Raw genomic sequence first — 23,106 nt, 5'->3', positions numbered from 1 at the left:
ATTCTATGAAATATGTCCATTTGGATTCCGTTGAATCGGGTCAATATTTGGGGCGTACGATATTTGCCAGCAATGGATCTATCCTGCTTTCTGAGGGCGTGCAGCTAACGGTTTTCATGATCAACACACTCAATCGCATCGGGGTCACGATGATCTACATTCAGGATCCCAATCTGGAGGATGTGGAGATTCCGGAAATTCTCTCGGAAGAGACGAAACGGATCGTCATGCAGCAGATGGGCCAGACCTTCGCGGCGATTCAATCGGGCAAGGAGTTTAACTCTCGTTCGATGAGTATTTCCATCAATACCTTGCTGGATGAAGTGATGAAAAATCGCGACGTCTTGATTCAGTTGACCGATATTCGCACGAAGGATAACGAAATGTATGTCCATGCGACGAATGTTTGCATGATGGCTGTGTTGATCGGCATTAATATGGGCTTTAGTGAAACGCAATTGAAAGAGCTCGCCGTAGGCGCACTGCTGCATGATGTAGGCAAAGCAGAACTTCTGTTTGACGATGAATCGCTTGATCTGAAGCGGCATCATACGTGGAGAGGCTTTGAACTTTTGAAAAGTAAACGGGAATTCAGCCTGTTGGTGGCGCACGTTGCTTTCCAGCACCACGAAGCTATGGACGGGTCTGGATTGCCGAGAGGGCTGCTGAGTGAGGATATCCATGTCTATGCCAAAATCACAGCTGTCGCTAACATGTATGATAACTTGCTCTTCGATATTTCCTTAGGGCGAAGGATGATGCCTTATGAGGCTTGCGAGCATATGATGGCATTAGCTGAGACGAAGCTGGATCGTGATATTTTAATTCAATTTCTGAAAATCGTTTCGATTTACCCGACGGGCTCTTCGGTGCGTTTATCTAGTCGGGAGACCGGCGTTGTGGTGGGACAGCATCGCGGACTGCCAAGCCGTCCCATTGTCCGTATTGTGAAGCAAGACACGATGGACCGGGAACTGGACATCAAGGAGATTGATTTGGCCAAACACACCACTCTATTTATTGAGCAAGTGCTGTGATTTTGGCCTAGAAACTCATTTGTAAAGCGATGAACAGAAATGATATGATAAAGTAATGCAACAATATGACTATGTACAAGCAGGGGGCATTCACGATGTGGAGTTATCTTATACCTATTCTCACGTTGATTGTGGGCTTAGTCGGCGGTTTTTTCATCGGCGTATTCTATTTGAAAAGACAGCTGGAGTCGATGCAGAACAATCCCGAAATGCTGGCCAAAATGGCGAAGCAAATGGGCTACAACATGAATAAGCAGCAACTGAACAAAGCGCAGCAAATGATGAAAAACCAAAAATGGAAATAAGACGTTGGGTGTAAGATGACCCTTCACAAGGGCTTTGCTGTCCACCGTACCAACGGCTGACAGCATGAGCCCTTCCTATTATGGTCAGGTATGGAAGATGTAGGACATACCAGTACTATTCAGAGGTGGCTAATCGATGGCAAGCAACAAAGACCGCATCCTCGAAGCGGCGATGGTGCTGTTTCATGACCATGGCTTTCAAGGAACGGGACTGGAAGATATTTTGTCGAGCAGCGGGGTTTGCAAAAGTAATTTTTATTATCATTTTAAAAGCAAGGAAGAGCTGGGCGTGAAAGTGATTGAACGCAAGGTGCAGGAGATGCGGCAAGTCGTCTTGGAACCGAGTCTGGGCAATTCGGAATTATCGCCGAAACAGCGCGTATTGGACTTGTTCGAAAGAATGCTGAGCTTCTGTGAAGAGCATGCTTGTCGGAAAGGGTGCTTCTTCGGCAACCTGGCCTTGGAGCTTAGTGACAGCTCAGAGGAGCTGCGCAAGCCGCTAAGCCGTTTTTTTAGCGAGATGGAGACTGAGGTCAAGAATTGCTTGCAAGACGGTACGAAGCGGGGAGAGCTGTCTCTGCAAGGGTTAACGCCCGTGGAGTTCGCGATGCCTATCGTATCCTTGCTGCAGGGCGGTATGCTGCTGACCAAAGCGCACAAAGATAGTAGAGCAATGCGCGATAGTATCAAGCTTCTGACGGTTTGCATGGGGTAGAGACATAGAAAGAGGTGTGAGAGAAAACATGGCTTCAATCGATTATAAAAATAATAGAGTTTCCGAGAATCGGGAGCTCATCGAACAGCATGTCCGGGAAATATTGAGGTTAATCGGCGAAGATGTAGATCGGGAAGGTCTGCTGGAGACGCCGGCTCGCGTCACTCGGATGTATGAAGAAATCTTCTCCGGCTATGAAGCGAATCCCCGCGATGTATTGGGTGTGACCTTCGACGAGCAGCACGAAGAGCTGGTCATTATTAAGGACATCATTTACTACAGCCAATGTGAGCATCATATGGCGCCATTTTTCGGTAAAGTGCATATCGGTTACTTGCCAAGCGGCAAAGTGGCGGGATTAAGCAAATTTGCCCGTCTGGTCGATGTTATTACTCGCAAGCTGCAGGTGCAGGAACGGATCACCTCTGAAATTGCAGACATTCTGGATGAAGTGCTGAAACCGCATGGCGTGATGGTTGTGGTGGAAGGTGAACATATGTGCATGTGCGCCAGAGGCGTGAAGAAATATGGCAGTCAGACGATTACCTCGGCGGTTCGCGGTTCATTCCGTAAAGACGCAACATTGCGTTCGGAATTTCTGTCATTGTTAAAATAAGAGACTCGCGTAGGAATGTGCATGAAGACAATGGTCTTGTGCGGCATTCCTTTTTTTTGTTCAGATCACTGGCAACGACTTGTTGCAGGGGCGGCAGATATAGTATTCTTTTATAAACGTTGCAGGGATAGGGCATAGCACTCGGGGAGGCAAGCTTATGAATGACATACGGAAATATCGGCCCGGCGAGGCCGCTTCCTCTAAAGTGAGTGAAGAACGAGATGAATTTGAACGCGACTATGCGCGGCTCATTCAGTCACCGACCTTTCGTCGGCTGCAAGGGAAGTCACAGGTGTTCGGTGCTGGTTCAGGTGACTACTATCGGACACGACTCACCCATTCGCTGGAGGTTGCACAAATTGCCAGAGAAGTGGCCAAACGTCTGGAGCGCACGAATCCTTTTCTTCAAAAGAGAGAGCATCCAGGGCTTGTAATCGATCCTACTGTGGTAGAATGCGCGTCGATTGCCCATGATTTCGGTCACCCGCCTTTTGGGCACAAAGGGGAGGAAGTACTGAACCATATTCTGCTGAAGGATCACGGCCTGAAATATGAGGGCAATGCCCAAAACTTCAGAATCCTGATGTTCCTGGAAAAAAGAGCAGGCAGTGAAAGCGGTCTGGACCTAACCGCGGCGGTGCTGCTGGGGATTAATAAATATCCGTTCCTGATTGAGGAGGAAGGCAGGCTCAAAGGGGTGTACGGTTCCGAATGGGACATTATCCGTGATCTGAGAGCACAGTGGCAGATGCCGGAGGGGTGTTCCACGCTGGAGGCCCAATTGATGGATTTGTGTGATGATATCGCCTACTCGACCCATGACATTGAAGACGGCATCCGTGCGGGGAAAATTCAAATGAACGCGACCTTTTTTGAAGATCAGCGATTGATCCGGCATCTGGTCATGGAGATCCTGAATGATCCCAATAAGCATAAATTCGGCTGGGAGCAAGTGGATATTGAAGTCATGGTCAGACAGGTGCTGACTGATTACTTAGAGCAGTGGAAGCAGATTTTCATCGAATGCAATCGGGAAGAATCACGGACGCGCAGAGAGATGAAAGCGCGTTGGGTAAGCTCCTTCGCCAGTTGTCTGGATATCATAGATGATCCTGACCGTGGCTGGAAGAAGGTTGCCCTCGTCAAAGACGGAGCGGAGAATATGAACATGCTGCGGACGATGGAAATTCTCAAGAAGCTCGCTTGGGTCACCCTGATCAAAGATTTCCGTGTACTGCGTCTGCAAAAACGCAGTGAAATCATCGTGGAGCGCTTGTGGGACAGCTTTATCGACCAAGACAAGGGCCAATGGATTATTCCGCCTGACTGGATCGACAGCTATGAGCGGCGCAGAGGCAATTGGAGCTGGCCGCGGTTCGTTGCCGATTATATTTCCGGGATGACGGATGCGTACGCGGAGAAAGTCTATGCCGAGCTGTTCGCAAGCAAGTCCGGATCGATCTACGAGATGGATTAGGCAAAAAAATATCGACCTCATAGGCAGATACGAGAACGTTGACCAGAGTCAGCGTTCTTGTTCTGTTTAGGGCCGATTTTATAGGGAGGAGGGAATACCAGAGTTAAGAGACAGGCGCCGTCGCAATGCCATTCAGGAAGTTCATCGTTTTGCGAATATAGGCTTTGGGTTCTGCCCGGTAGAGCAGTTCGTGCTGCGCTTTGGGAATGATCCATAGCTTGGATTCGGCATCTTTCTGCTGCTTGAACATATCCTCCACCATACCGTAGGGAGCTTTGTAATCCTCAGTCCCATGGATGAAGAAGATCGGCATCGGGTAAGCGGTGGAGGTGACCTTATTATAAGGCACTTCGTGCAAGCTTACGCCGTTAAGCAGCGGGAAGAATAAACGAACCAGCGGTAAAGATGGGAATTTGGGAACGTTCACGACCTGCTTCATATTGTGATAGAGTGTATCCGGATTCAGCAGAAAGGTGCTGTCCAGGATCATTCCTGAGATATCATTGCCATTCTGGAGAGCGGCTTGCAGCGCTGTTCCTGCCCCCATCGAGAAGCCCCAGATATAGATAGAACCGTTGTTGGAAAGATGCTTAACGTAATCAATAGCGCCAAGCAGTTCCTGAGATTCTTGAATACCGCCAGTCATCAATCGTTTGCTGCCAGGGTGGACATAGCCATAGTCGAACATGAGGACATTGTAGTTTTGCAAATGAAGCTCGCGCGCCAAGTTGTAGAGCGGTACCCATAACTCTTCGCGATTGCCGCCATAGCCATGGGAGAAGATGACAGTTTTGGTTGATTTAGCGGGAATGAACCAGCCGTCCAATTGCGATGTTCCGTCCTTACTCGGGAAAGTCACGCTGCTGAAAGGCAGTCCGACAGCTCTCATCGGATCTGAATGAAGCGGATCAATGTGCGGTCTAGCGAGCGTCCAAGCAATATAAGCATGAAAGGCAAGCAAGAGTGACAGACATAGGGTCAGGAATGAGATGAGGATGGTGAGAACCAGCCTTTTTTTGCGTAAAAGGGGTCGAGTTACGACCTCGTCAAGTGTGGGTTGCAGTGAACCAGGGGATAGAGATGTTGTTGACATCGCAGCACCCTCCCTCCATAAAAGTTAGTGTGAGTTATCCTAGTTGCTCTAAGAGGTCATAGGGAGAATGAATCAGGAATAGAATTGACAAAATATTCTGATAAGTAATCTATTAACTTAATATTATTCTGAATGCGCTTTCAAGTCAATGAAGATGCACCAATTGTAAGGCCTCTGTAATCGTTCTGTAACAATGGAAGAAACAGATCATTGACCTTTACGCATAGGGGGAGTTTGGTTATACTAGATGTAATTGGGTTTCATATAGTGAAACTAATCAACTTCTTTGCACAACTGGCATATCTTAGATATCCATATAAGGAAAGTGGTGTTCGTCATGGAAGATGGCAAGCTGACCGTGCGTGCTGTAGAGCGCGCTTTAGATATTATGCTCTGTTTTACGGGGGCAACAGAACTTACTTTAACAGAAATTGCAAGCCGCGTTGATTTGCACAAAAGCACTGTCCACCGTTTGCTTGCTTCACTGGAAGGGAAGGGCTTTATCATGCGCGATGCCGCAACTGATAAATACCGGCTTGGCTACCGGCTCTGGGAGCTGTCCGCCAACCTTTCCAAAGAGGGAGACCCCGGCATTATTCTGCTGCCGGAGATGGAGCGGCTGCGCGACCAACTCGGCGAAACGATCTCGCTGTACGTGCAGGACGGCTTGCTTCGCGTGCGCATCCAAGCCGTGCAAAGCAACCAGGCTATTCGCCGCGTAGCCCCTGTCGGGGCGCGAATGCCTTTGTACGTCGGCGCCTCGAGCAAGGTGCTCGTCGCCTTCGCTGAGCCCGCGCTGCGGGAACAACTGCTAGCCTCGGCCGACTGGCCGACGGGGCTGGACCAGCAGGCGTTCCTGCAGCAGCTCAGCGACACCAAGCTCGCTGGCTTCGCCACGAGCGTGGAAGAGCGCGAGCCCGGTGCAGCGGCTGTGTCCGCACCGGTCTTGGATCGAGGCGGCCGGCTGGTCGCCGCCCTTGCCGTTTCGGGCCCAGCGAACAGGCTGACGCTGGAGGTCATGCAAGAGCAGGCGCCGCTGATTATGGAAGCGGCGCGACGGATGGGAACCATGCTGCGCTAGCGGCGACGGATGCTTATCTTCTAGGAGGTCCATACTAGAAGTGGGAAAGGATGTGGCAAGTATGAAGAAGACAGCCTCGATGCTGGCGATCTGGATTAGTCTTGCCAGCAACGTCGTGCTTACCGCCATCAAAATATTCGTCGGACTCACGTTCCAAAGCCAAGTGCTCATCGCCGACGGCATCCATAACGCCGGTGATGTAATCGCCTCTGCGACGGCGTACAGCTCCATGCGCGTATCTTCGAAGCCGGCCGATGTGGATCATCCCTATGGCCACGGCAAGGCTGAAGTGCTTGGCGCCTTTATCGTCGCGATCATTTTGGCCGGAGCCGCCATTTATATGGGCTATCACTCCATACATGCGCTATTCGAGCCAGCGGGCGCGGCGCATTGGATCGCGTTTGTCGCAGCGGTCATCTCGCTGATCTGGAAGCAAATTCTCTATGTCTACACCATGCGCATCGGCCGCCAACTCAACAGCAAAGGCTTAATCGCTACCGCCTACGACCATTTGGCGGACGTCTATGCCTCTATTGCTGCATCCGTAGGTATCGGGTTGGCTCTGATTGGCGAGCATTTCGGCTATGCCATCCTGGCGTATGGAGATCCCGTAGCGGGGATCATCGTCTCTTTCCTGGTCTTGAAGCTGGCCTACGAAATGGGCAGAGAATCCTTCGACATTCTCATGGAGCGAAGTGTAAATTTGGATCAGATTGAACAATATGCGGCCTTGATCCGTTCTGTACCAGAGATCAAACGCATTGACCGTTTGCGGGCGCGGGAGCATGGCCATTACATACTAGTCGACGCCAGGCTTGCCGTTCGCGGGACATTGACCATTCAAGAAGGCCACGATATCAGCCGCTCTATCAAGCAAAAAATCAAAGCAGCTCATAGCGACGTGGATGAGGTGCTCGTGCATCTGAATCCTTGGTATGAGGAATAGGTGTAGAAAGCTAAGCTATCCGGCAGGTTTCAGAACCTGGGGATAGTTTTTTTTGTGCTAAAAGAGATGCTGTCTTTATACGCTTGTTGTCGAGAGAATGGGGGAATTAACGTGCCTTGCTAATACCTCCGAACCAGCAGCCCTTCGAACAAATAAACACTTTCAGCTATCTTATTCTCAGCGCATCGAACCCCTACATCACGGTGGGGGGCCCAACAGCGCAAACTCGGGATGGGAGTCACTCTCCAATACTCAAACCCAAACACAAAAAATAAAGGCTGCCGAGACTTTCTCGACAGCATGAGAAATCACGTGTAGAGGAGCCAATTGGAACAGTTAAGGATGAAATACAGCGTTACAACTGAGGTAGCAGGTGAAAACTAGTTTGTAACGCTGAAAAACAGCGTTTACAGCAACAGAACTCACGTGGAAAGGAACAAACAGGAGTAGTTAAGAATGAAATACAGCGTTACAGCAAGGGTAGCAGGTGAAAACTAACTTTTAACGCTGAAATACAGCGTTACAGCAACAGAACTCACGTGGAAAGGAACAAATGGGAGCAGTTAAGAATGAAATACAGCGTTACAGCAAGGGTAGCAGGTGAAAACAAGATTTTAACGCTGAAAAACAGCGTTACAGCAACAGAACTCGCGTGGAAAGGATCAAATGGGAGTAGTTAAGATTGAAATACAGCGTTACAGCAAGGGGAGCAGGTGAAAACTAGTTTTTAACGCTGAAAAACAGCGCTACACCAACAGAACTCACGTGGAAAGGAACAAATGGGAGTAGTTAAGATTGAAATGCAGCGTTACAGCAAGGGTAGCAGGTGAGATCTAGTTTTTAACGCTGAAACACAGCGTTAAAAGCATGCGAACTGGCGAATAGAGGGGTGCATAGCAGTAGCACTAAGACTGAAACGCAAAAAAACCGTCAGGGGACTACTAATCCCCCTGACGGTTTTCTGTATGCGCCATGTTACTTCGCAAAGATGTGATGACCAATCCGCACGGTTTGCGGACGTGACCAGATCCAAGCGCTTGTCGCTGTTTCTGGATTAAAGTAGTAGGTCGCTCCTTTGGTTGGGTCCCAGCCTCGTACGGCGTCCTGTGCAGCCTTGTAGGCCGTGCTGTCCGGTGTGAGCCAGTATTGGCCGTCACTTACTGCTGTGAACGCTCCTGGGGCAAATACAATGCCTTCAATCGTGTTGGCATACTGACTCGACTTCAGGCGATTCATGACAACGGCGGCCACCGCCACTTGTCCTTCGTAAGACTCACCACGTGCCTCGCTGTAGACCACTCTAGCCAGAATGTCCAGATCTTCTTGATTTACGGAGTATTTACGCAAGCTCTGCCACGTATTCGCTCCGACAAGACCATCAACGGTTAAGCCATAATTATATTGAAAATTACGAACAGCCGCGGCAGTTACAGGACCGTATTTGCCATCCACCGGCTGCGTATAATAGCCTAACATTTTTAGACGAAACTGTGCGTCCCATACGTCTCCGTTTTGAGTACCTAACTGTAAGGCAGCCTCTGCCGCGTAAGTCGGTTGGCTGAACTGACTTGCAGTATACCCGAACCCGATCGACGCGAACAGCATGACTAAGACGAGCTTTTTCAATGTGTTCATCGTTCATCTCCCCTTTCGCTCTACCCAGTATAGTAGGGGAGAAAGGCAGGCTCAACCCGCAGTATTTGGAAATGTAAGTCAATCACTTGGGGCTCTAAGGGTTCAGCGTGTGGCGCAAACTCGAAGAAAACGCATTCACAGTCCGGTGAACCTATTAGCAGCCGCATCTTATCCAAATAAAAAAATCCGAAAATGCCATAAGGCATTCCCGGATTTGGTGTGTTTTTGCATACATGTGTGTGTGTGTTTGCATGTTGTAAACTGAATTATTTATTCTCAGCAAGGATGGAGCGAAGAACGGTTTGCAGGATACCGCCATTACGGTAGTAATCCACGTCAACCAAGCTGTCCAAACGCACGAGAGCGTTGAATTCGAAGCTTGTTCCGTCTTCACGAGTTGCTGTAACTTTAACCGTCGAACCTGGTTGAACATCGTTGCTCAGACCTGTGATATCGAATGTTTCGCGACCTGTGATACCAAGTGTTTTCCAGCCAGTTCCATCAAGGAATTGAAGTGGAAGAACGCCCATACCAACAAGGTTGCTGCGGTGAATACGCTCGAAGCTTTCTGCGATAACAGCTTTCACGCCGAGCAGGAATGTTCCTTTGGCTGCCCAGTCACGGGAGCTTCCAGTTCCATACTCTTTACCAGCGATAACGACAAGGTTTTGGCCTTCAGCTTGATACTTCATGGAAGCATCGTAGATGGACTCAACTTCGCCAGTTGGCAGGTAAGTTGTTACGCCGCCTTCTGTGCCAGGTGCCACTTGGTTACGAATACGGATGTTCGCGAACGTACCGCGCATCATCACTTCGTGGTTACCACGACGGGAACCATAGGAGTTGAAATCTTCTTTTTTGACGCCATGGTCGATCAAGTATTGGCCCCCTGGGCTGTCAACTTTGATGTTACCTGCTGGCGAGATGTGATCCGTTGTTACGGAATCGCTAAGCAGAGCCAATGTTTTGGCGTTGCGAATATCCGCGATATCATCCAGAACCGTACCCAGATCCGTGAAGAACGGAGGTTCTTGAATGTAAGTGGATTTGTTGTCGAATTCGTACAGATCGCCTTCTGGAATTGCGATTTCGTTGAAACGCTCGTTCGCACGGAATACATTGCTGTATTTGTCACGGAACATATCAGCGCTCATTGCAATGCCCAGAGCTTCTTGGATCTCTTGGTTTGTTGGCCAGATGTCTTTGAGGTAGACAGGTTGGTTGTTTTGGTCATAGCCGATTGGATCGTTAGCCAAATCAATGTTTACTGTTCCTGCAAGAGCATAAGCAACAACAAGTGGAGGTGATCCCAGGTAGTTGGCTTTGACTTGCGCATGTACACGGCCTTCAAAGTTACGGTTACCGGAAATAACGGCAGCCACTGTCATATCGTTATCGATGATAGCTTTGCTGACTTCGTCTGGAAGCGGACCGGAGTTACCGATACAAGTTGCACAGCCGTAACCTGCAACGTGGAAGCCTAGTGCTTCTAGAGGCTCAAGCAAGCCAGCTTTGATCAGGTACTCGGTAACAACCAAGGAGCCTGGTGTCAGGGAGCTTTTTACGAAAGCTGGTTTTCTCAAACCGCGAGCTACCGCTTTTTTCGCTACAAGTCCGGCACCTAGCATAACGCTTGGGTTGGAAGTGTTGGTACAGGAAGTGATCGCTGCAATAACGACAGCGCCTGTGCCCATTTTCGCTGTTTCGCCGCTTGGGTAAACGACTTCTACAACTTCGTTGATTTTCTCGTCTGTCAGGCCATATCCACCTTTGTCGATCGGCGTACGGATGATGGAGTTGAAAGACTCTTTCATGTTCGTAAGCTCAACACGGTCTTGAGGACGTTTAGGACCAGCTAAGCTTGGTACTACGGAACCAAGATCTAGTTCAACAACTTCTGTGAATACAGGATCCGGTGTGCTGTCTGTACGGAACATGCCTTGTGCTTTGTAGTAAGCTTCGACAAGTGCAATTTGATCAGCTTCACGGCCTGTAGATTTCAGGTAGTTCAATGTTTCGTTGTCAACTGGGAAGAAACCGATGGTTGCGCCGTACTCAGGAGCCATGTTAGCTACAGTTGCACGGTCAGCCAAGGAAATGTTGCTCAGACCAGGACCGAAGAACTCAACGAATTTACCAACAACGCCTTTTTTACGCAAAATTTGCGTAACAGTCAAAGCCAAGTCAGTCGCTGTAGCGCCTTCTGCCAAGTGGCCTGTCAATTTAAAACCAACAACGTCCGGAGCTACGAAGTAAAGCGGTTGTCCAAGCATGCCTGCTTCAGCTTCGATACCGCCGACGCCCCAACCTACAACACCAAGACCATTGATCATGGTTGTATGGGAGTCAGTACCAACCAAGGAATCTGGGTAAACGACAGTTTCACCGTCGATTGTTTTCGTAGCGGCTACGGAAGCCAGGTACTCCAAGTTAACTTGGTGAACGATACCTGTTGAAGGAGGAACAGCACGGAAATTATCGAATGCCGTTTGAGCCCAACGCAAGAAGCGGTAACGCTCTTCGTTTCTTTCGAATTCTAAGTTAATGTTCATTTCGAGTGCATCCGGGGATCCGAAAGCATCAACCATGACAGAGTGGTCAATAACAAGGTCTACAGGAACAAGCGGGTTGATCCTTCTCGGATCTCCACCTTCACGAGCCATAGTCGCACGCATTGCCGCAAGGTCAACGACGACTGGAACTCCGGTGAAATCCTGAAGAACGATACGAGCAGGAATGAAAGGAATTTCTTTGTTTTCATCGCGGCCTTCAGCCCAGCCAGCGATTTGTTTCACATGTTCGCTTGTAATCGCGCGACCGTCGAATTGACGAATAGCAGCTTCAAGCAAAACGCGGATGGAAACAGGCAAATTGTTGATAGTGCCGTGACCTTGGCTTTCAAAGTCAGGAAGACTGTAATACTGGAACGATTTCGTGCCGACAGTTAACTGCTTACGCACGGAAAAAGAGTCCTTGTTGGACATGGGTAATTCCTCCTTAAAATATCTTCATCCACCGAGTTTCAACTAGTGAAACTCAATTTCATTTATCCCCTACTTCAAGTATACCGTCTCACTGTGTATCAGTAAAGATTTATTTCAATCATTTTTATCGGATAAATGTCATATATTGAATCAATTCAAAGCAAATCGGGCTCGTCCTTCAGAAAATGAGCAAGAAACACTTGCAGGCGGCTCTAAGAGTCGCTAAAGCATGTTTGGATAAAAGTCTTTTGGGACTTCTATTCATGAAATATGGGAAGAAAGATGCCGATTAGCAGTCTCTAAAGACTTCTAATTACTGGGATTCGTCTGTTTTGTGTCAATTTAAGGGAAATAGAAGCTTCTAAAGACTCTTAGTATGCCTCACACACGTGCTTTTCAATAAATAGCAGTCTTTGGAGTCTCTTATCGGAAAACTATTTTAGGAGGTTACCCAAGATGTCCTGGCAAACAGCGCTCTACAACTACGTTCACGCCAAAAATCAAGCAGAGGTCGAAGGCTCTGCAGCACCGCTTGAAGCCTTTATCGCCGACAGCGCTTATCTTCGCACACAGGATGTCCGTATTCGCAGGCTGCTGGACTGCTACCGAGAACGCGACGCCAAGCTGCTGCGGGGAGAAACCAAGCTTCGCCTCACAGGAGTCAGAGAATCCGCTCAGGAGACGATTACAGAAATCAGAATGCATCGTTTCCTGCATTATCAGATCGGATCAACGCAGCATTTGGAGGAGCGGATTGAAACAGAACGCGTCACCATAGATCATACAGCGAACCGCTGGCAAGTAAGGTTTGCGGAAGCAATGCAAGCTGAGAAATCGCTTCCTGGTAAGTCGCGTGGCTTTGTTATGCCTGAGCCTGAAGATTTCGTGGAAGGGCTGCGAAGAGCCCCCTCTCTTCCTTACATCAACCATAGTATTCTCAACAGCGGGGCCCAGGAATTCGCTCCGCGAAAAATCATTTATAACCGCCCCAAAGCTGTAGAGTATGCCGAAACTTGGTGGAAAACCCCGAACCCCAAATATGAAGAATTCGAAGTCGATTGCACCAACTTTGTCTCGCAATGCCTCTTTGCAGGCGGGGCTCCAATGGACTATACTGGAAAAAGGGATTTGGGCTGGTGGTACGCTGGCAGAAGAGGCCATCAAGAGCTGTGGAGCTTCAGCTGGGCGGTAGCCAACAGCTTGCAATCATTTCTCTCGCACAGCCGCAAGGGGCTTCATGGTCATGCCGTGGATGATCCGCGCGAACTGCAGCAGGGAGACACAATTAGCTACGATTGGGACGGCGACGGCCGGTTCCAGCACAACGTCATCGTCATTGGCAAAGATGCCAACGATATGCCTCTTGTGAATGCCCACACGTATAATAGCCGAAATCGATATTGGGCTTATAAAGATTCACCCGCTTGGACGGAGCGGACCAAATACGTTTTCGTTCGAGTTGCTGATGAAATGTAATAGGTAAGAACGGAAATAGAACGACTAGACGGAGGTACGGAATGAGCGGCAAAATCAGAATTGGACTCATTTATGGAGGGAAATCCGGAGAGCATGACGTGTCCTTGCAAACGGCACTGGCAGTTATGAAAGCCGTAGACTTCACGAAATATGAGGTAACACCGTTTTATATATCCAAAAAAGGGGAGTGGAGAAGCGGTGCGCCGCTGCTTGGTCCGGCAGAATCCAAAGAGGCTCTCACCTTCAGCACGGGAGATGCCGCAAATGCGCCTGCTTCTAACGCATTCGCTCCTATATTCGGAGCTATTCAAGCCAAAGGCGATGTGAGTGTTGCCGCAGCAGGCGCCTCCGCAACGAAGAACACAGGGATGGATGTCATATTTCCGCTGCTGCACGGTACGTTCGGGGAAGACGGAACGATCCAAGGTTTGCTCGAAATGGCCAATATTCCATACGTAGGGGCAGGCGTGCTTGCGTCTGCAGTCGGAATGGATAAAGTCATGATGAAGAAAATTTTTGCGCAAGAGGGACTGCCGCAATGCATTTTCCGTCATTTCACGCGTACGGAGTGGGAGAAGAATCGGGCGTATCATTTGGTCGAGCTCGAAACAGCGATCGGTTATCCTTGCTTCGTGAAGCCGGCTAATCTAGGTTCCAGTGTTGGTATTTCCAAAGCGAGAAATCAAGAAGAATTAATCGAAGCTGTCAATTTTGCCTTCCAATACGACCGCAAAGTCATCATTGAAGAAAATATCGATGCGCGTGAGATTGAAGTCGCTATTCTGGGTAATGATGAGCCTATCGCTTCTGTAGCGGGTGAAATTGTTTCATCCAACGAATTCTACGATTACAAAGCGAAGTATCTCGATGGCAAGTCAGCTATGGTGATTCCTGCCGATATTCCCGCGGAAACAGCTGAACAAATTAGACAGCTGGCAATTCAAGCCTACTTGGCTGTGGATGGCAGCGGCTTGTCACGTATGGATTTCTTCCTAGGCAAAGCCGATAACAAAATCTACATCAACGAAATCAACACGATGCCGGGTTTCACCCCATTCAGCATGTACCCCTTGCTGTGGCAAGAAACTGGTAAGCCCTACGCAGAGCTGCTCGATGATTTGATCCAATTAGCGATCGAACGGCATGCGACGAAGCAAAGTATCCAATATTCTTTTGATGTGGAGTAGATGCAAATGGGATTTCAAACCGAATTTAATTCAGTATGCAAATTCAAGTCCGCGCAGGAGCTGTTCGAGCTGCTGGAATATGGTCGCGGCAAAATGGTGAAGAGCGGTTTCCGCGTCTTCCCGACAGGTCAGAAGGTTATCGCGTACACGCCGGATAATCAGGCAATTGCCATTGTTCGCATCGTCGCCTCCATCGCGGAAATTAATTTCCAAGGAGAAGAAGTGACGCAAGTGGAAATGGAGCTTATTCGCCGGCTGAACGAAGAAGAAGCGAAGATTCAAACGGCGCTGGCTTTTGAGATGTTTTTCGGTGAGCAAGAGCAAGCGTAATTGGGTCAATCAGATGGAAGAAGGCGCCGTCCCGCAAGGGAAGGCGCCTTTTCGTATGCTTATGTCCTCGCTAAAGCTCTTTTTTCCGTAAAATAGTAAAGTAAGGCCACAAGCGGCAGCGCAATTCCGAGCAGAGTTGTGAAATTCCAGCCCCCATGGACATAAGACCAGCCGCCCAACGAGGAGCCGATTGCGCCGCCAATGAAGAAGATGGACATGAATAACCCGTTCAAACGACCTCTTGTTTCACTCCCCAACGAATAAATCGCGCGCTGTCCTAGCACAAGGTTTCCCGATACAGCCATATCCAGCAGAATAGCGACAACAACCAGGAGAGCGAGAGCTGTAGTTGAATTATTTTGAAATAAATAAGCCAACCCAAAGGATAAGGCTGCAATCAGCATGGCCAATCCGGTCAAAAGTCGCGTCAAGCCTTTATCCGCAAGTCTCCCAGCGATCGGCGCCGCGACGGCTCCTCCTACACCTGCTAAGGCAAACAAGGCGATGCCTTGCTGAGACATTCCAAATTCATCGATCAGTCGCAAAGGGACCGTAGTCCAAAAAAGGCTAAAGGCCGCAAACAAGCAAGCTTGATAGATGGCGCGGCGGCGCAATATAGGCGTTTGGCGCAAAAGAGTGATTAATGAGAGGAGCAATTTACTGTAGTTGATGGCAGGTGAAGGCTTCCGCTCAGGAAGAACACGCGACAATAACACCGTTAAGAGCGCAATGACAATCGCAGACAGAAGGAATACCGTTTTCCATCCCCAAAAGCTAGCAATAAAGCTCGCAACTGGACGAGCAAACATGATGCCGAGCAATAATCCACTCATCACATTCCCCACAACGCGGCCACGCTGCTCTTCAGAAGCTAAGTAAGTCGCATAGGGCACCAATATCTGGGCTACCACAGATCCCAAACCAATGAATAGAGACGCAATCAGAAACAGAGGCGCGTTAGGGGCGAATATGGCACCAATCAAAGCAGCTACTACCACAATGAGAGATATCACGGCGAGACGCCGGTTTTCAATAATGTCACTGAGCGGTACGATAAACAGGAGTCCTAACACATAGCCGATTTGAGTCAAAGTAACAATTAAACCCGCCGCAGCGGCAGACAGACCTGTATCGGCACTTATTGGTCCTATCAGGGTTTGCGCATAATAAAGATTAGCAACGATAAGCCCGCAAGATGCGGCTAGCAAAAAGATCATCCAACTTGAAATATGTTTACCTTCCGTCCTTTGTTTTGTTTCCATCATAATCCTCCTCAGTCTTTTCTGAATTTTAAATACTGAACGTATAGTTTACTAATTAGTAATTAAACGATATACTAAACGCAGCGTTTTGTAAATAGTTATTTTTTCTATTCTCAATTATTTGTATAATAAACGTATCGTTTTTATAAAAAGGAGGAATTCGTGTGAAAGCCAAAAGAGGGCGTCCGCGTAATCTTGAAACGCAGCAGTCTATCCTTGCTGCTTCGTATGACTTGTTGTTGGAGCATGGCTTTGGAGTCGTTACTGTTGAGAAAATCGCTGAGCGTGCCCAAGTCAGCAAAGCGACCATTTATAAATGGTGGCCCAATAAGGCAGCTGTTGTTATGGATGGTTACATGTCGGCGGCTACAGCAAGACTGCCAGTGCCTGACACCGGCTCAGTGTTCAATAATGTACTCATTCATGCCACGAATGTAGCCCGCTTTTTGACAAGTCGGGAAGGTAAAATCATTACCGAATTAATCGGGGAAGGACAGTTTGATGCAGGGCTGGCTGAAGCTTATCGAACTAGATACTTCCAACCCCGTCGGCGCGAGGCCCGACTTTTATTGGAGCAAGGGGCTCAGAGCGGGGAATTGAAAGCAAATATCGATATGGAAATATGCATTGATCTCATTTATGGTCCCATTTTTTATAGAATGCTATTAACCGGGGACAAGCTGGACGATGCTTATGTGGAAAATCTGGTGACAATGGCCTTTGAAGGCATTAAAACACCATCTTAGGATAAACAGTACTATAAAAATTTAGTACTTATTCTTCTTAGCCGGAAAAGCTACAATATTTCTAGTAGATTTCCGGTCAAAGGAGCGTGCCGAAGTGAATCAAACGATTTTCACCAAACGAAAATTCCAAGCCTATTGGCTTTTCAATCTGCTGTTGGGTATTCCAACTCCCTATGCGGTCATTTATATGATTTTCGGCTTTTATGGCTTCATGTCGCGGCCGGCCAATCAGGAACGGTACATGGCGATAGCTGCTTTATGTGTTTATGTACTGGTGTGGTTCATTGGCAATTCGATTGTTTTGCGCAAAGAAGACCGCGGGACGAGGCTGGGTATGCTGGTGCTCAGTGTGCTGCCACTGACGCTCTCTGCTTATATCAGTTTCAAAATCATGGCAGTAATCTCATCGTAATCATGGCTGCAGCTTAAACAGAACGTGTATGCACCGGTGCCTGGGAGGGTACTCTATAGAAGGATTTATTATATCCTCATATTTATATCCTCATAATGGAGGTTATACGTGCATGATTATTCGCCTTGGCTATGTGGCCATGTCGACTGTGGTCAAGAATGCTTCGCCGTCCAAAACCATGACAGCCACCAATTTCAGCAAGCTGCTGGATCGTGATGCCGCTATTCGGAAGCTGGAACGACTCGGCGCTGAGAATCTGCATAATACACTTCGCTTGCTCAGGCATAATCGTGCCCATGATATCGTGGTTTTCCGCTTATCTTCTAGGCTGATCCCCCTAATTGGTCATGAGATGCTGGCCGAATGGGACCCGATCCCTACACTCTCAGCGGAATTCGCCGAGCTGGGCAGCTATGCCAAGCAGTCAGGCATGCGCATCAGCTTTCATCCCGACCATTTTACCGTGCTAAGCACAGCTAAGGCGGACGTTCTGCAGAAGTCTGTTCAGGATCTGGAACGTCATTCCGCTATGCTGAATGCGATGGGGTTTGGCGCAGAAGCCATGTGCAATATTCATGTTGGCGGTGCTTATGGGGATAAAGAAAAGGCGGCTAAGCGTTTTATTCATAATTTCACCTCGCTGCCCCCCGAGATCCAACAGCGAATCACCCTCGAGAATGACGACAAAACATTCAATGCGCGCGAGACGCTGGAAATTGCCGAAACGGTAGGCGCTCCTATGGTGCTGGACATCCATCATCATGCGGTGAATAACGAAGGCGAAGATGCCGCAGAGTTGTGGCCACGTATTCAAGCGACATGGCCGAGCGAGCTGCCTCCCAAAATTCACGCTTCCAGCCCAAGGGGCGAGAGCGATCCGAGAAGTCACGCTGATTACGTGGAAATAGGGCCTTTATTGGCTTTCCTTCAAGCGATTGCGCCCACAACGCCTAAGCTTGATATTATGATCGAAGCGAAGAAGAAGGATGAAGCCTTATTTCAGCTTATGGAGGACTTCAAGCAGCAGGAAGGCGTTACAGTTCTTAATCAAGCGTCGATTCAGCTGTAAACTGTATATTTAATCCTTGAATTGTTGGACAAAATGGGGTACTTTGGAGAATGGGAATTAATGCCGCATAATCCAATGTTGAGAGGGGTTTTACTACCATGAGTCAACTGTTAACCGGGAAAAATATACTTGTTATGGGAGTTGCCAATGATCGCAGTATCGCATGGGCAATTGCTCAATCATTAGCAGCGCAAGGAGCTAACCTTGTATTTACGTTTGAAAATGAGCGTGTTGAAGAACGCGTTCGCAAATTGGCCGACACGATTCCAGGCTCAACGCTGATGCCTTGTAACGTGACTGTGGATGCTGAGATCGAAACGCTAGCTTCTACGCTCAAAGAGAAGCTAGGCGTGGTTCACGGTCTCGTACATAGTATTGCTTTTGCCAAAACAGAAGAACTGGACGGGCTGTTCGTGGATACTTCGCGTGATGGCTTCGCTTTGGCGCATGATATCAGCGCTTACTCGCTAGTAGCTGTGGCTAAGCGTATCTATCCGCTGATGACAGAAGGCGGCAGCATCATGACGATGACCTACCTCGGCGCTGAACGCGCGATGAAGAACTACAACGTCATGGGCGTTGCCAAAGCCGCGCTGGAAGCCAGCGTACGCTATCTGGCTGCTGATCTGGGCCAATTCGGAATCCGTGTCAACGGGATCTCCGCAGGACCAATCCGTACCTTGGCTGCCAAAGGCATCAAGGACTTCAACTCCATTCTGCGCCAAGTGGAAGAGAAAGCGCCGCTGCGCAAAACGACCGATACAGCGGAAGTTGGGGATACAGCGATGTTCCTTATGAGCAACCTTTCACGCGGAATCACGGGCGAAGTGATTTATGTGGATGGCGGATACCACATCGTCGGAATCTAAAAAAATAGCGGAAAGCATCCGTATTGCCTAGCGGCGATGCGGATTTTTTGTCTTTATCTTAAAAAAATGTAAAAATGTACGAATAAATTGGGATGAAACGCACTAGTATTTAAAACGTATAATTTACTATACTTAAAGTACTTTGAAACTAATGAAAAGAAAGAGTTGATATAAATGGTAAATGGCGAGGCGGAACCGTTCGTAGTAGGGAGCAAAAGCTTTACAGCGGTGGCGATTAATACAGCAGCGAAGGCAGGGCAATGGATTAAAACCAAATTAGGAGATATCAACCGGGTCGACACGAAATTCTCGTCACAGGATTTGGTTACAGAAGTCGATAAAGGGTCTGAGAAACTGATCCGCAACTTGATCTTGACGCATTTCCCAGACCACTCCATTCTGGGCGAAGAAGGCGTAGCACCAGGTCCTGAGGCTTCCGCTAAGGCGCTGCAGGCGATGTCCGATGAGGAATACCTCTGGATCGTAGATCCCATCGACGGTACAACGAACTTCGTTCACGGTTTCCCCTTCTACTCGGTTTCCATCGCGTTAGCCCACAGAGGTGAGGTCATCGTAGGTGTCGTTTATGATCCTACGCGAGACGAATTATTCGTCGCAGAGAAGGGCAAGGGCGCCTATAGACATGGTAAGAAAACGGAAGTATCACTTGAGGACCAACTGTCTGTCAGCTTGGTTGCTACTGGATTCCCAGCTGATCGCCAAGGAGCTCTGGTTACAAATCTCAAAGGGGTGCAAGCCCTTTCTCCTAAAGTGCGCAACCTTCGTGTTGCCGGTTCTGCTGCTCTGCACTTGGCTTACGTGGCTGCAGGACGTCTCAGCGGCTTCTGGGAGATCGGTTTGAACTCCTGGGATATTGCAGCAGGAGCGCTGTTAATTCAGGAGTCAGGCGGTCAAGTGACGGATACGGAAGGCAAGCCTTACAATCTGGCTGTTCGGAACGTAATGGCAACCAATGGAAAGATTCATGCTGAGCTGGGGCAGGAACTTGCTGCTGCAGAGGCCACTGGTTTCTAATGTACCAATACAAGAAAGAGTCACAGACGTGGCTCTTTTTGCTTGGATAAGGGAGATTTTGGTTCATAGATTCGGCAAGTTAGAGTCTGGTGTAAACGGTTCATATGCACTATAATATGAGATATCAGTTATATTTAAACGTTTCAATTAACGGATTATGCCTATGCATATTCGGGAAATGAATGGGAGAGCTTCTATGACGACCAATACACTTGTACAAGCAGGAAACAGCCCTGACATTGTCACTTTTGGTGAAACGATGGCGCTGCTTATGCCTTCCGGCGGGAAGGGGTTGGAATATTCTTCTGAGCTTCATAGCTTGTTTGGCGGTGCGGAGAGCAACTTGGCGATCGGCATCTCGCGTCTAGGCAGCAAGGTGGGTTGGTTCGGGCGGTTAGGAAAAGACCCTTTCGGCCGGATGATTTTCAAAAAACTCCGTGGCGAAGGCATCGATGTTTCAAGAGCTGAATTGACGGCAGATGCGCCGACCGGTCTGATGATGCGCGAAGTGCTTATGGGCAAAACATCGGTTTATTATTACCGCAAGAATTCGGCAGCGAGTCAGACAAGTGTGAAACATTTGGATGAAGCCTATATTGCTGGAGCGAAAATTCTGCACGTGACCGGTATTACGCCTGCGCTGAGCGAATCCTGCAAAGCAGCAGTGTTCGAATCGGTTCGTCTGGCCCGCAAGCATGGAGTGAAGGTTAGCTTCGATCCCAATTTGCGTTTAAAGCTATGGAGTATCGAAGAAGCACGTCCTGTGCTGCTCGAGCTGGCTCAGCTATCGGACATTTTCTTGCCTGGTCTGGATGAGTTGAAGCTGCTTTATCAAACAGAGGACTGGGATGTTATCGTCAGCAAGCTTCGTGAATTGTCGGCGATCTCGATCGTCAAAGGCGGGGAGAACGAGACTTATGTTGTTATGCCAGACGCCATTACAGCTGTGCCTTATTTCAAGGCGGAGCAGGTGGTTGATACAGTTGGCGCAGGAGACGGGTTTTGTGCTGGATTCTTGGTTGGCTTGACCAAAGGGTTTGAGTACGCGGAAGCCGTGCGTATCGGCAATCTGGTGGGCTCCTTGATCGTTCAGACAGAAGGCGATTGGGAGGGCGCTCCAACTTGGGAACAAGTGGATGCTGTTCTCAACGATGTTAAGCATATCGAACGTTAACTTACAGAGTCATTTCAAAAAGAAGGGAAGATTCCATTGAAGAAAATTAAATTGGTTCAGCAAATATCAAATGAGGGCGTTGTCGCCGTACTGCGTGGCGAAACGCCGGAAGAAGTTGTCGAAATGGCGGATCAAGCCATTGCGGGCGGCATTAAGGTCATCGAAGTGACGATGACCGTGCCTTTCGCGCTGCGCGCTATCGAGACGCTGGCGAAGCGCTACTCGAGCACCGCGCAGGACGCGTCCAAGTACGCGATTATCGGGGTGGGCACCGCCCTAGACCCGGAGACAGCGCGTGCCGCGATCCTCAGCGGGGCCGAATTCGTTGTCGGCCCCGCGTTGAACCCGCATACGGTTGCGCTGTGCAACCGTTACCGCGTGCCCGTCATGCCAGGGTGCATGACGATTCAAGAAATTCAGACGGCGCTTGAGCTCGGCGTCGATATCGTAAAGCTGTTCCCAGGCAATCTCTACTCGCCGGGAATGATCAAGGCCATCAAAGGTCCGCTGCCGCAGGCGAACATTATGCCAACCGGCGGGGTGTCGCTGAGCAACCTAGCCGAATGGATCCAGGCCGGCGCAGTTGCCGTCGGCATCGGTTCAGATTTGACCAGCGAAGCTGTCAAAACCGGCAATTACAGTCTTGTCGCTGACAAGGCTGCCCAATATATCGAGGCCTACAAAGCGGCCAAGAAGTAGGGAAAACGTACGCTCCGTCGAAATATAGACGGAGCGTTTTTTGATATGAGAAAGGAAGCGAATGATGAAAGCTAGCCAAGCAAGGCTGCTGCTGAAAGTAGAGCAGTTGGAAGCATCCATCAGCTTTTATACGGATCAACTAGGTTGGCATTTGGTTGAGCAAGCTGATGCGGAACATGCGGCTGTTTTGCTGCAAATCGTGGAGGACTACCGTGTTGTTGTAACCGAGCATGGCTGCTCAGCGGACTGGCTTCAGCCTAAGCCATCCTGCCCCAAACCAGGTGATCTCGTCTACATAGGCGTCGCCTCCGTGAACGAGGTGCATCAATTTCTGTTGGATCAAGGTGTCCCAAATCTCAGGAAAGAAGAAGACCCGGGTCACATTCGGAAACTTTTTGTGCCTACCCCTGATGGATACTTGTTGGTGTATTGGGAAGAGTTATCTGCATCGAACGAAGAGATTCTTGCCATGTATCATGGTGGGATTACTGAACTGGAAGCAGCCGTAGCGCACTTATCCGAGGAGCAGCTAAATCTCCAAGAGGCGCCAGGCAAGTGGTCGATACGTGAACAAGTGCTGCATGTGATTGATCTGGAACTGGTGACCATTCATAAAGTGAAATTCGCGTTAGCTGAACCAGGGCGCTCGTATACGGGCAATTCCTTTTCACAGGATGATTGGAGTGTTGGTCTCCGCTATGCCAGTCGGCCTATTCATGATGAAGTCCTTATGTTCAGGGCTTTGCGCCAGCATATTTTGAATCTGTGCGCCTGCCTGCCAGGTGCGTTGGGACGAACCGTAGTAACATCCAAAGATCGTGAAGAAACAGTGGCGAAGCTGCTCAAAATGATGGCCGGCCACGCGTCGCACCATATCCGCGCGATATGGCGCATTCGGACTGGTGAGTATAAATAAACATATAAAAACCCAAGTCCTCTGAGAGAAGATTTGGGTTTA

The 23,106-nt window shown here is 48.9% G+C and carries 22 protein-coding genes; 18 read left to right on the top strand and 4 right to left on the bottom strand.

Features of this window, described 5'->3' with window-relative positions; all coding sequences use genetic code 11:
- Positions 1-5: 5 nt before the first annotated feature.
- The 5 genes from IEY34_RS23620 to IEY34_RS23600 all read left to right on the top strand — a co-directional run bounded on the left by IEY34_RS23620 (position 6) and on the right by IEY34_RS23600 (position 4,150).
- Positions 6-1,037 (top strand): HD-GYP domain-containing protein, encoded by a 1,032-nt coding sequence (locus IEY34_RS23620; protein ID WP_189015753.1) that lies wholly within the window; start codon positions 6-8, stop codon positions 1,035-1,037.
- 95 nt (positions 1,038-1,132) lie between these two features.
- Positions 1,133-1,342 carry a YneF family protein gene (locus tag IEY34_RS23615; protein ID WP_047687552.1) on the top strand — a complete coding sequence of 70 codons (210 nt, stop codon included), beginning with the start codon at positions 1,133-1,135 and terminating at the stop codon, positions 1,340-1,342.
- A gap of 136 nt (positions 1,343-1,478) precedes the next feature.
- Positions 1,479-2,057 (top strand): TetR/AcrR family transcriptional regulator, encoded by a 579-nt coding sequence (locus IEY34_RS23610; RefSeq protein WP_189015750.1) that lies wholly within the window; start codon positions 1,479-1,481, stop codon positions 2,055-2,057.
- A 28-nt stretch (positions 2,058-2,085) separates the two neighbouring features.
- Positions 2,086-2,673 carry a GTP cyclohydrolase I FolE gene (gene folE / locus IEY34_RS23605; RefSeq protein ID WP_189015747.1) on the top strand — a complete coding sequence of 196 codons (588 nt, stop codon included), beginning with the start codon at positions 2,086-2,088 and terminating at the stop codon, positions 2,671-2,673.
- Between the two features lie 157 nt (positions 2,674-2,830).
- On the top strand, positions 2,831-4,150 hold the full coding sequence (locus IEY34_RS23600; RefSeq protein ID WP_189015744.1) for a deoxyguanosinetriphosphate triphosphohydrolase family protein: 1,320 nt from the start codon (positions 2,831-2,833) through the stop codon (positions 4,148-4,150).
- A 103-nt stretch (positions 4,151-4,253) separates the two neighbouring features.
- On the opposite strand, the gene IEY34_RS23595 is transcribed toward IEY34_RS23600, so the two are convergent.
- Positions 4,254-5,243, bottom strand: coding sequence for an alpha/beta hydrolase (locus tag IEY34_RS23595; RefSeq protein WP_189015741.1), 990 nt, complete (start codon positions 5,241-5,243; stop codon positions 4,254-4,256).
- 337 nt (positions 5,244-5,580) lie between these two features.
- Here IEY34_RS23595 and IEY34_RS23590 point away from each other — a divergent pair, with 337 nt between their 5' ends.
- Positions 5,581-6,324, top strand: coding sequence for an IclR family transcriptional regulator (locus tag IEY34_RS23590; protein WP_189015738.1), 744 nt, complete (start codon positions 5,581-5,583; stop codon positions 6,322-6,324).
- Positions 6,325-6,385: 61 nt separating this feature from the next.
- Positions 6,386-7,270, top strand: coding sequence for a cation diffusion facilitator family transporter (locus IEY34_RS23585; protein ID WP_189015735.1), 885 nt, complete (start codon positions 6,386-6,388; stop codon positions 7,268-7,270).
- 975 nt (positions 7,271-8,245) lie between these two features.
- Here IEY34_RS23585 and sleB read toward each other — a convergent pair.
- On the bottom strand, positions 8,246-8,905 hold the full coding sequence (gene sleB / locus IEY34_RS23580; protein WP_189015733.1) for a spore cortex-lytic enzyme: 660 nt from the start codon (positions 8,903-8,905) through the stop codon (positions 8,246-8,248).
- Positions 8,906-9,171: 266 nt separating this feature from the next.
- The gene (gene acnA, locus IEY34_RS23575; protein WP_189015731.1) at positions 9,172-11,889 is read right to left on the bottom strand and encodes an aconitate hydratase AcnA; all 2,718 of its coding nucleotides are present in this window, start codon (positions 11,887-11,889) and stop codon (positions 9,172-9,174) included.
- A gap of 456 nt (positions 11,890-12,345) precedes the next feature.
- On the opposite strand from acnA, the gene IEY34_RS23570 reads away from it, so the two are divergent.
- The 3 genes from IEY34_RS23570 to IEY34_RS23560 are packed head-to-tail and all read left to right on the top strand — an operon-like array spanning position 12,346 to position 14,882.
- Complete coding sequence (locus tag IEY34_RS23570; protein ID WP_189015729.1) at positions 12,346-13,365, top strand: amidase domain-containing protein; 1,020 nt, start codon at positions 12,346-12,348, stop codon at positions 13,363-13,365.
- Positions 13,366-13,406: 41 nt separating this feature from the next.
- The gene (locus IEY34_RS23565) at positions 13,407-14,552 is read left to right on the top strand and encodes a D-alanine--D-alanine ligase (protein WP_189015727.1); all 1,146 of its coding nucleotides are present in this window, start codon (positions 13,407-13,409) and stop codon (positions 14,550-14,552) included.
- A gap of 6 nt (positions 14,553-14,558) precedes the next feature.
- Positions 14,559-14,882 carry a hypothetical protein gene (locus tag IEY34_RS23560; protein ID WP_189015725.1) on the top strand — a complete coding sequence of 108 codons (324 nt, stop codon included), beginning with the start codon at positions 14,559-14,561 and terminating at the stop codon, positions 14,880-14,882.
- A 59-nt stretch (positions 14,883-14,941) separates the two neighbouring features.
- Here IEY34_RS23560 and IEY34_RS23555 read toward each other — a convergent pair whose 3' ends face one another.
- On the bottom strand, positions 14,942-16,144 hold the full coding sequence (locus IEY34_RS23555; protein ID WP_373291318.1) for an MFS transporter: 1,203 nt from the start codon (positions 16,142-16,144) through the stop codon (positions 14,942-14,944).
- A gap of 164 nt (positions 16,145-16,308) precedes the next feature.
- On the opposite strand from IEY34_RS23555, the gene IEY34_RS23550 reads away from it, so the two are divergent.
- The 8 genes from IEY34_RS23550 to IEY34_RS23515 all read left to right on the top strand — a co-directional run bounded on the left by IEY34_RS23550 (position 16,309) and on the right by IEY34_RS23515 (position 23,064).
- Positions 16,309-16,890, top strand: a complete 582-nt coding sequence (locus IEY34_RS23550) for a TetR/AcrR family transcriptional regulator (protein ID WP_189015720.1) — start codon at positions 16,309-16,311, stop codon at positions 16,888-16,890.
- 94 nt (positions 16,891-16,984) lie between these two features.
- Positions 16,985-17,302 (top strand): hypothetical protein, encoded by a 318-nt coding sequence (locus IEY34_RS23545; RefSeq protein ID WP_189015717.1) that lies wholly within the window; start codon positions 16,985-16,987, stop codon positions 17,300-17,302.
- A gap of 112 nt (positions 17,303-17,414) precedes the next feature.
- On the top strand, positions 17,415-18,371 hold the full coding sequence (uvsE, locus tag IEY34_RS23540) for a UV DNA damage repair endonuclease UvsE (protein ID WP_189015715.1): 957 nt from the start codon (positions 17,415-17,417) through the stop codon (positions 18,369-18,371).
- A 98-nt stretch (positions 18,372-18,469) separates the two neighbouring features.
- Positions 18,470-19,240: an enoyl-ACP reductase FabI gene (gene fabI, locus IEY34_RS23535; protein WP_189015712.1), complete on the top strand. Its 771-nt coding sequence runs from the start codon at positions 18,470-18,472 to the stop codon at positions 19,238-19,240.
- A gap of 174 nt (positions 19,241-19,414) precedes the next feature.
- Positions 19,415-20,275, top strand: coding sequence for an inositol monophosphatase family protein (locus tag IEY34_RS23530; protein ID WP_189015709.1), 861 nt, complete (start codon positions 19,415-19,417; stop codon positions 20,273-20,275).
- A gap of 196 nt (positions 20,276-20,471) precedes the next feature.
- Positions 20,472-21,449 carry a sugar kinase gene (locus IEY34_RS23525; RefSeq protein WP_189015706.1) on the top strand — a complete coding sequence of 326 codons (978 nt, stop codon included), beginning with the start codon at positions 20,472-20,474 and terminating at the stop codon, positions 21,447-21,449.
- Positions 21,450-21,485: 36 nt separating this feature from the next.
- On the top strand, positions 21,486-22,148 hold the full coding sequence (locus tag IEY34_RS23520) for a bifunctional 2-keto-4-hydroxyglutarate aldolase/2-keto-3-deoxy-6-phosphogluconate aldolase (protein ID WP_189015703.1): 663 nt from the start codon (positions 21,486-21,488) through the stop codon (positions 22,146-22,148).
- Between the two features lie 61 nt (positions 22,149-22,209).
- The gene (locus tag IEY34_RS23515; protein ID WP_189015700.1) at positions 22,210-23,064 is read left to right on the top strand and encodes a DinB family protein; all 855 of its coding nucleotides are present in this window, start codon (positions 22,210-22,212) and stop codon (positions 23,062-23,064) included.
- Positions 23,065-23,106: the final 42 nt, after the last annotated feature.

The sequence above is a fragment of the Paenibacillus marchantiophytorum genome (genome assembly GCF_014640555.1).
In the GTDB taxonomy this organism is placed as follows: Bacteria; Bacillota; Bacilli; order Paenibacillales; family NBRC-103111; genus Paenibacillus_E; species Paenibacillus_E marchantiophytorum.
This window is presented reverse-complemented; position numbering and strand designations above follow the sequence as displayed.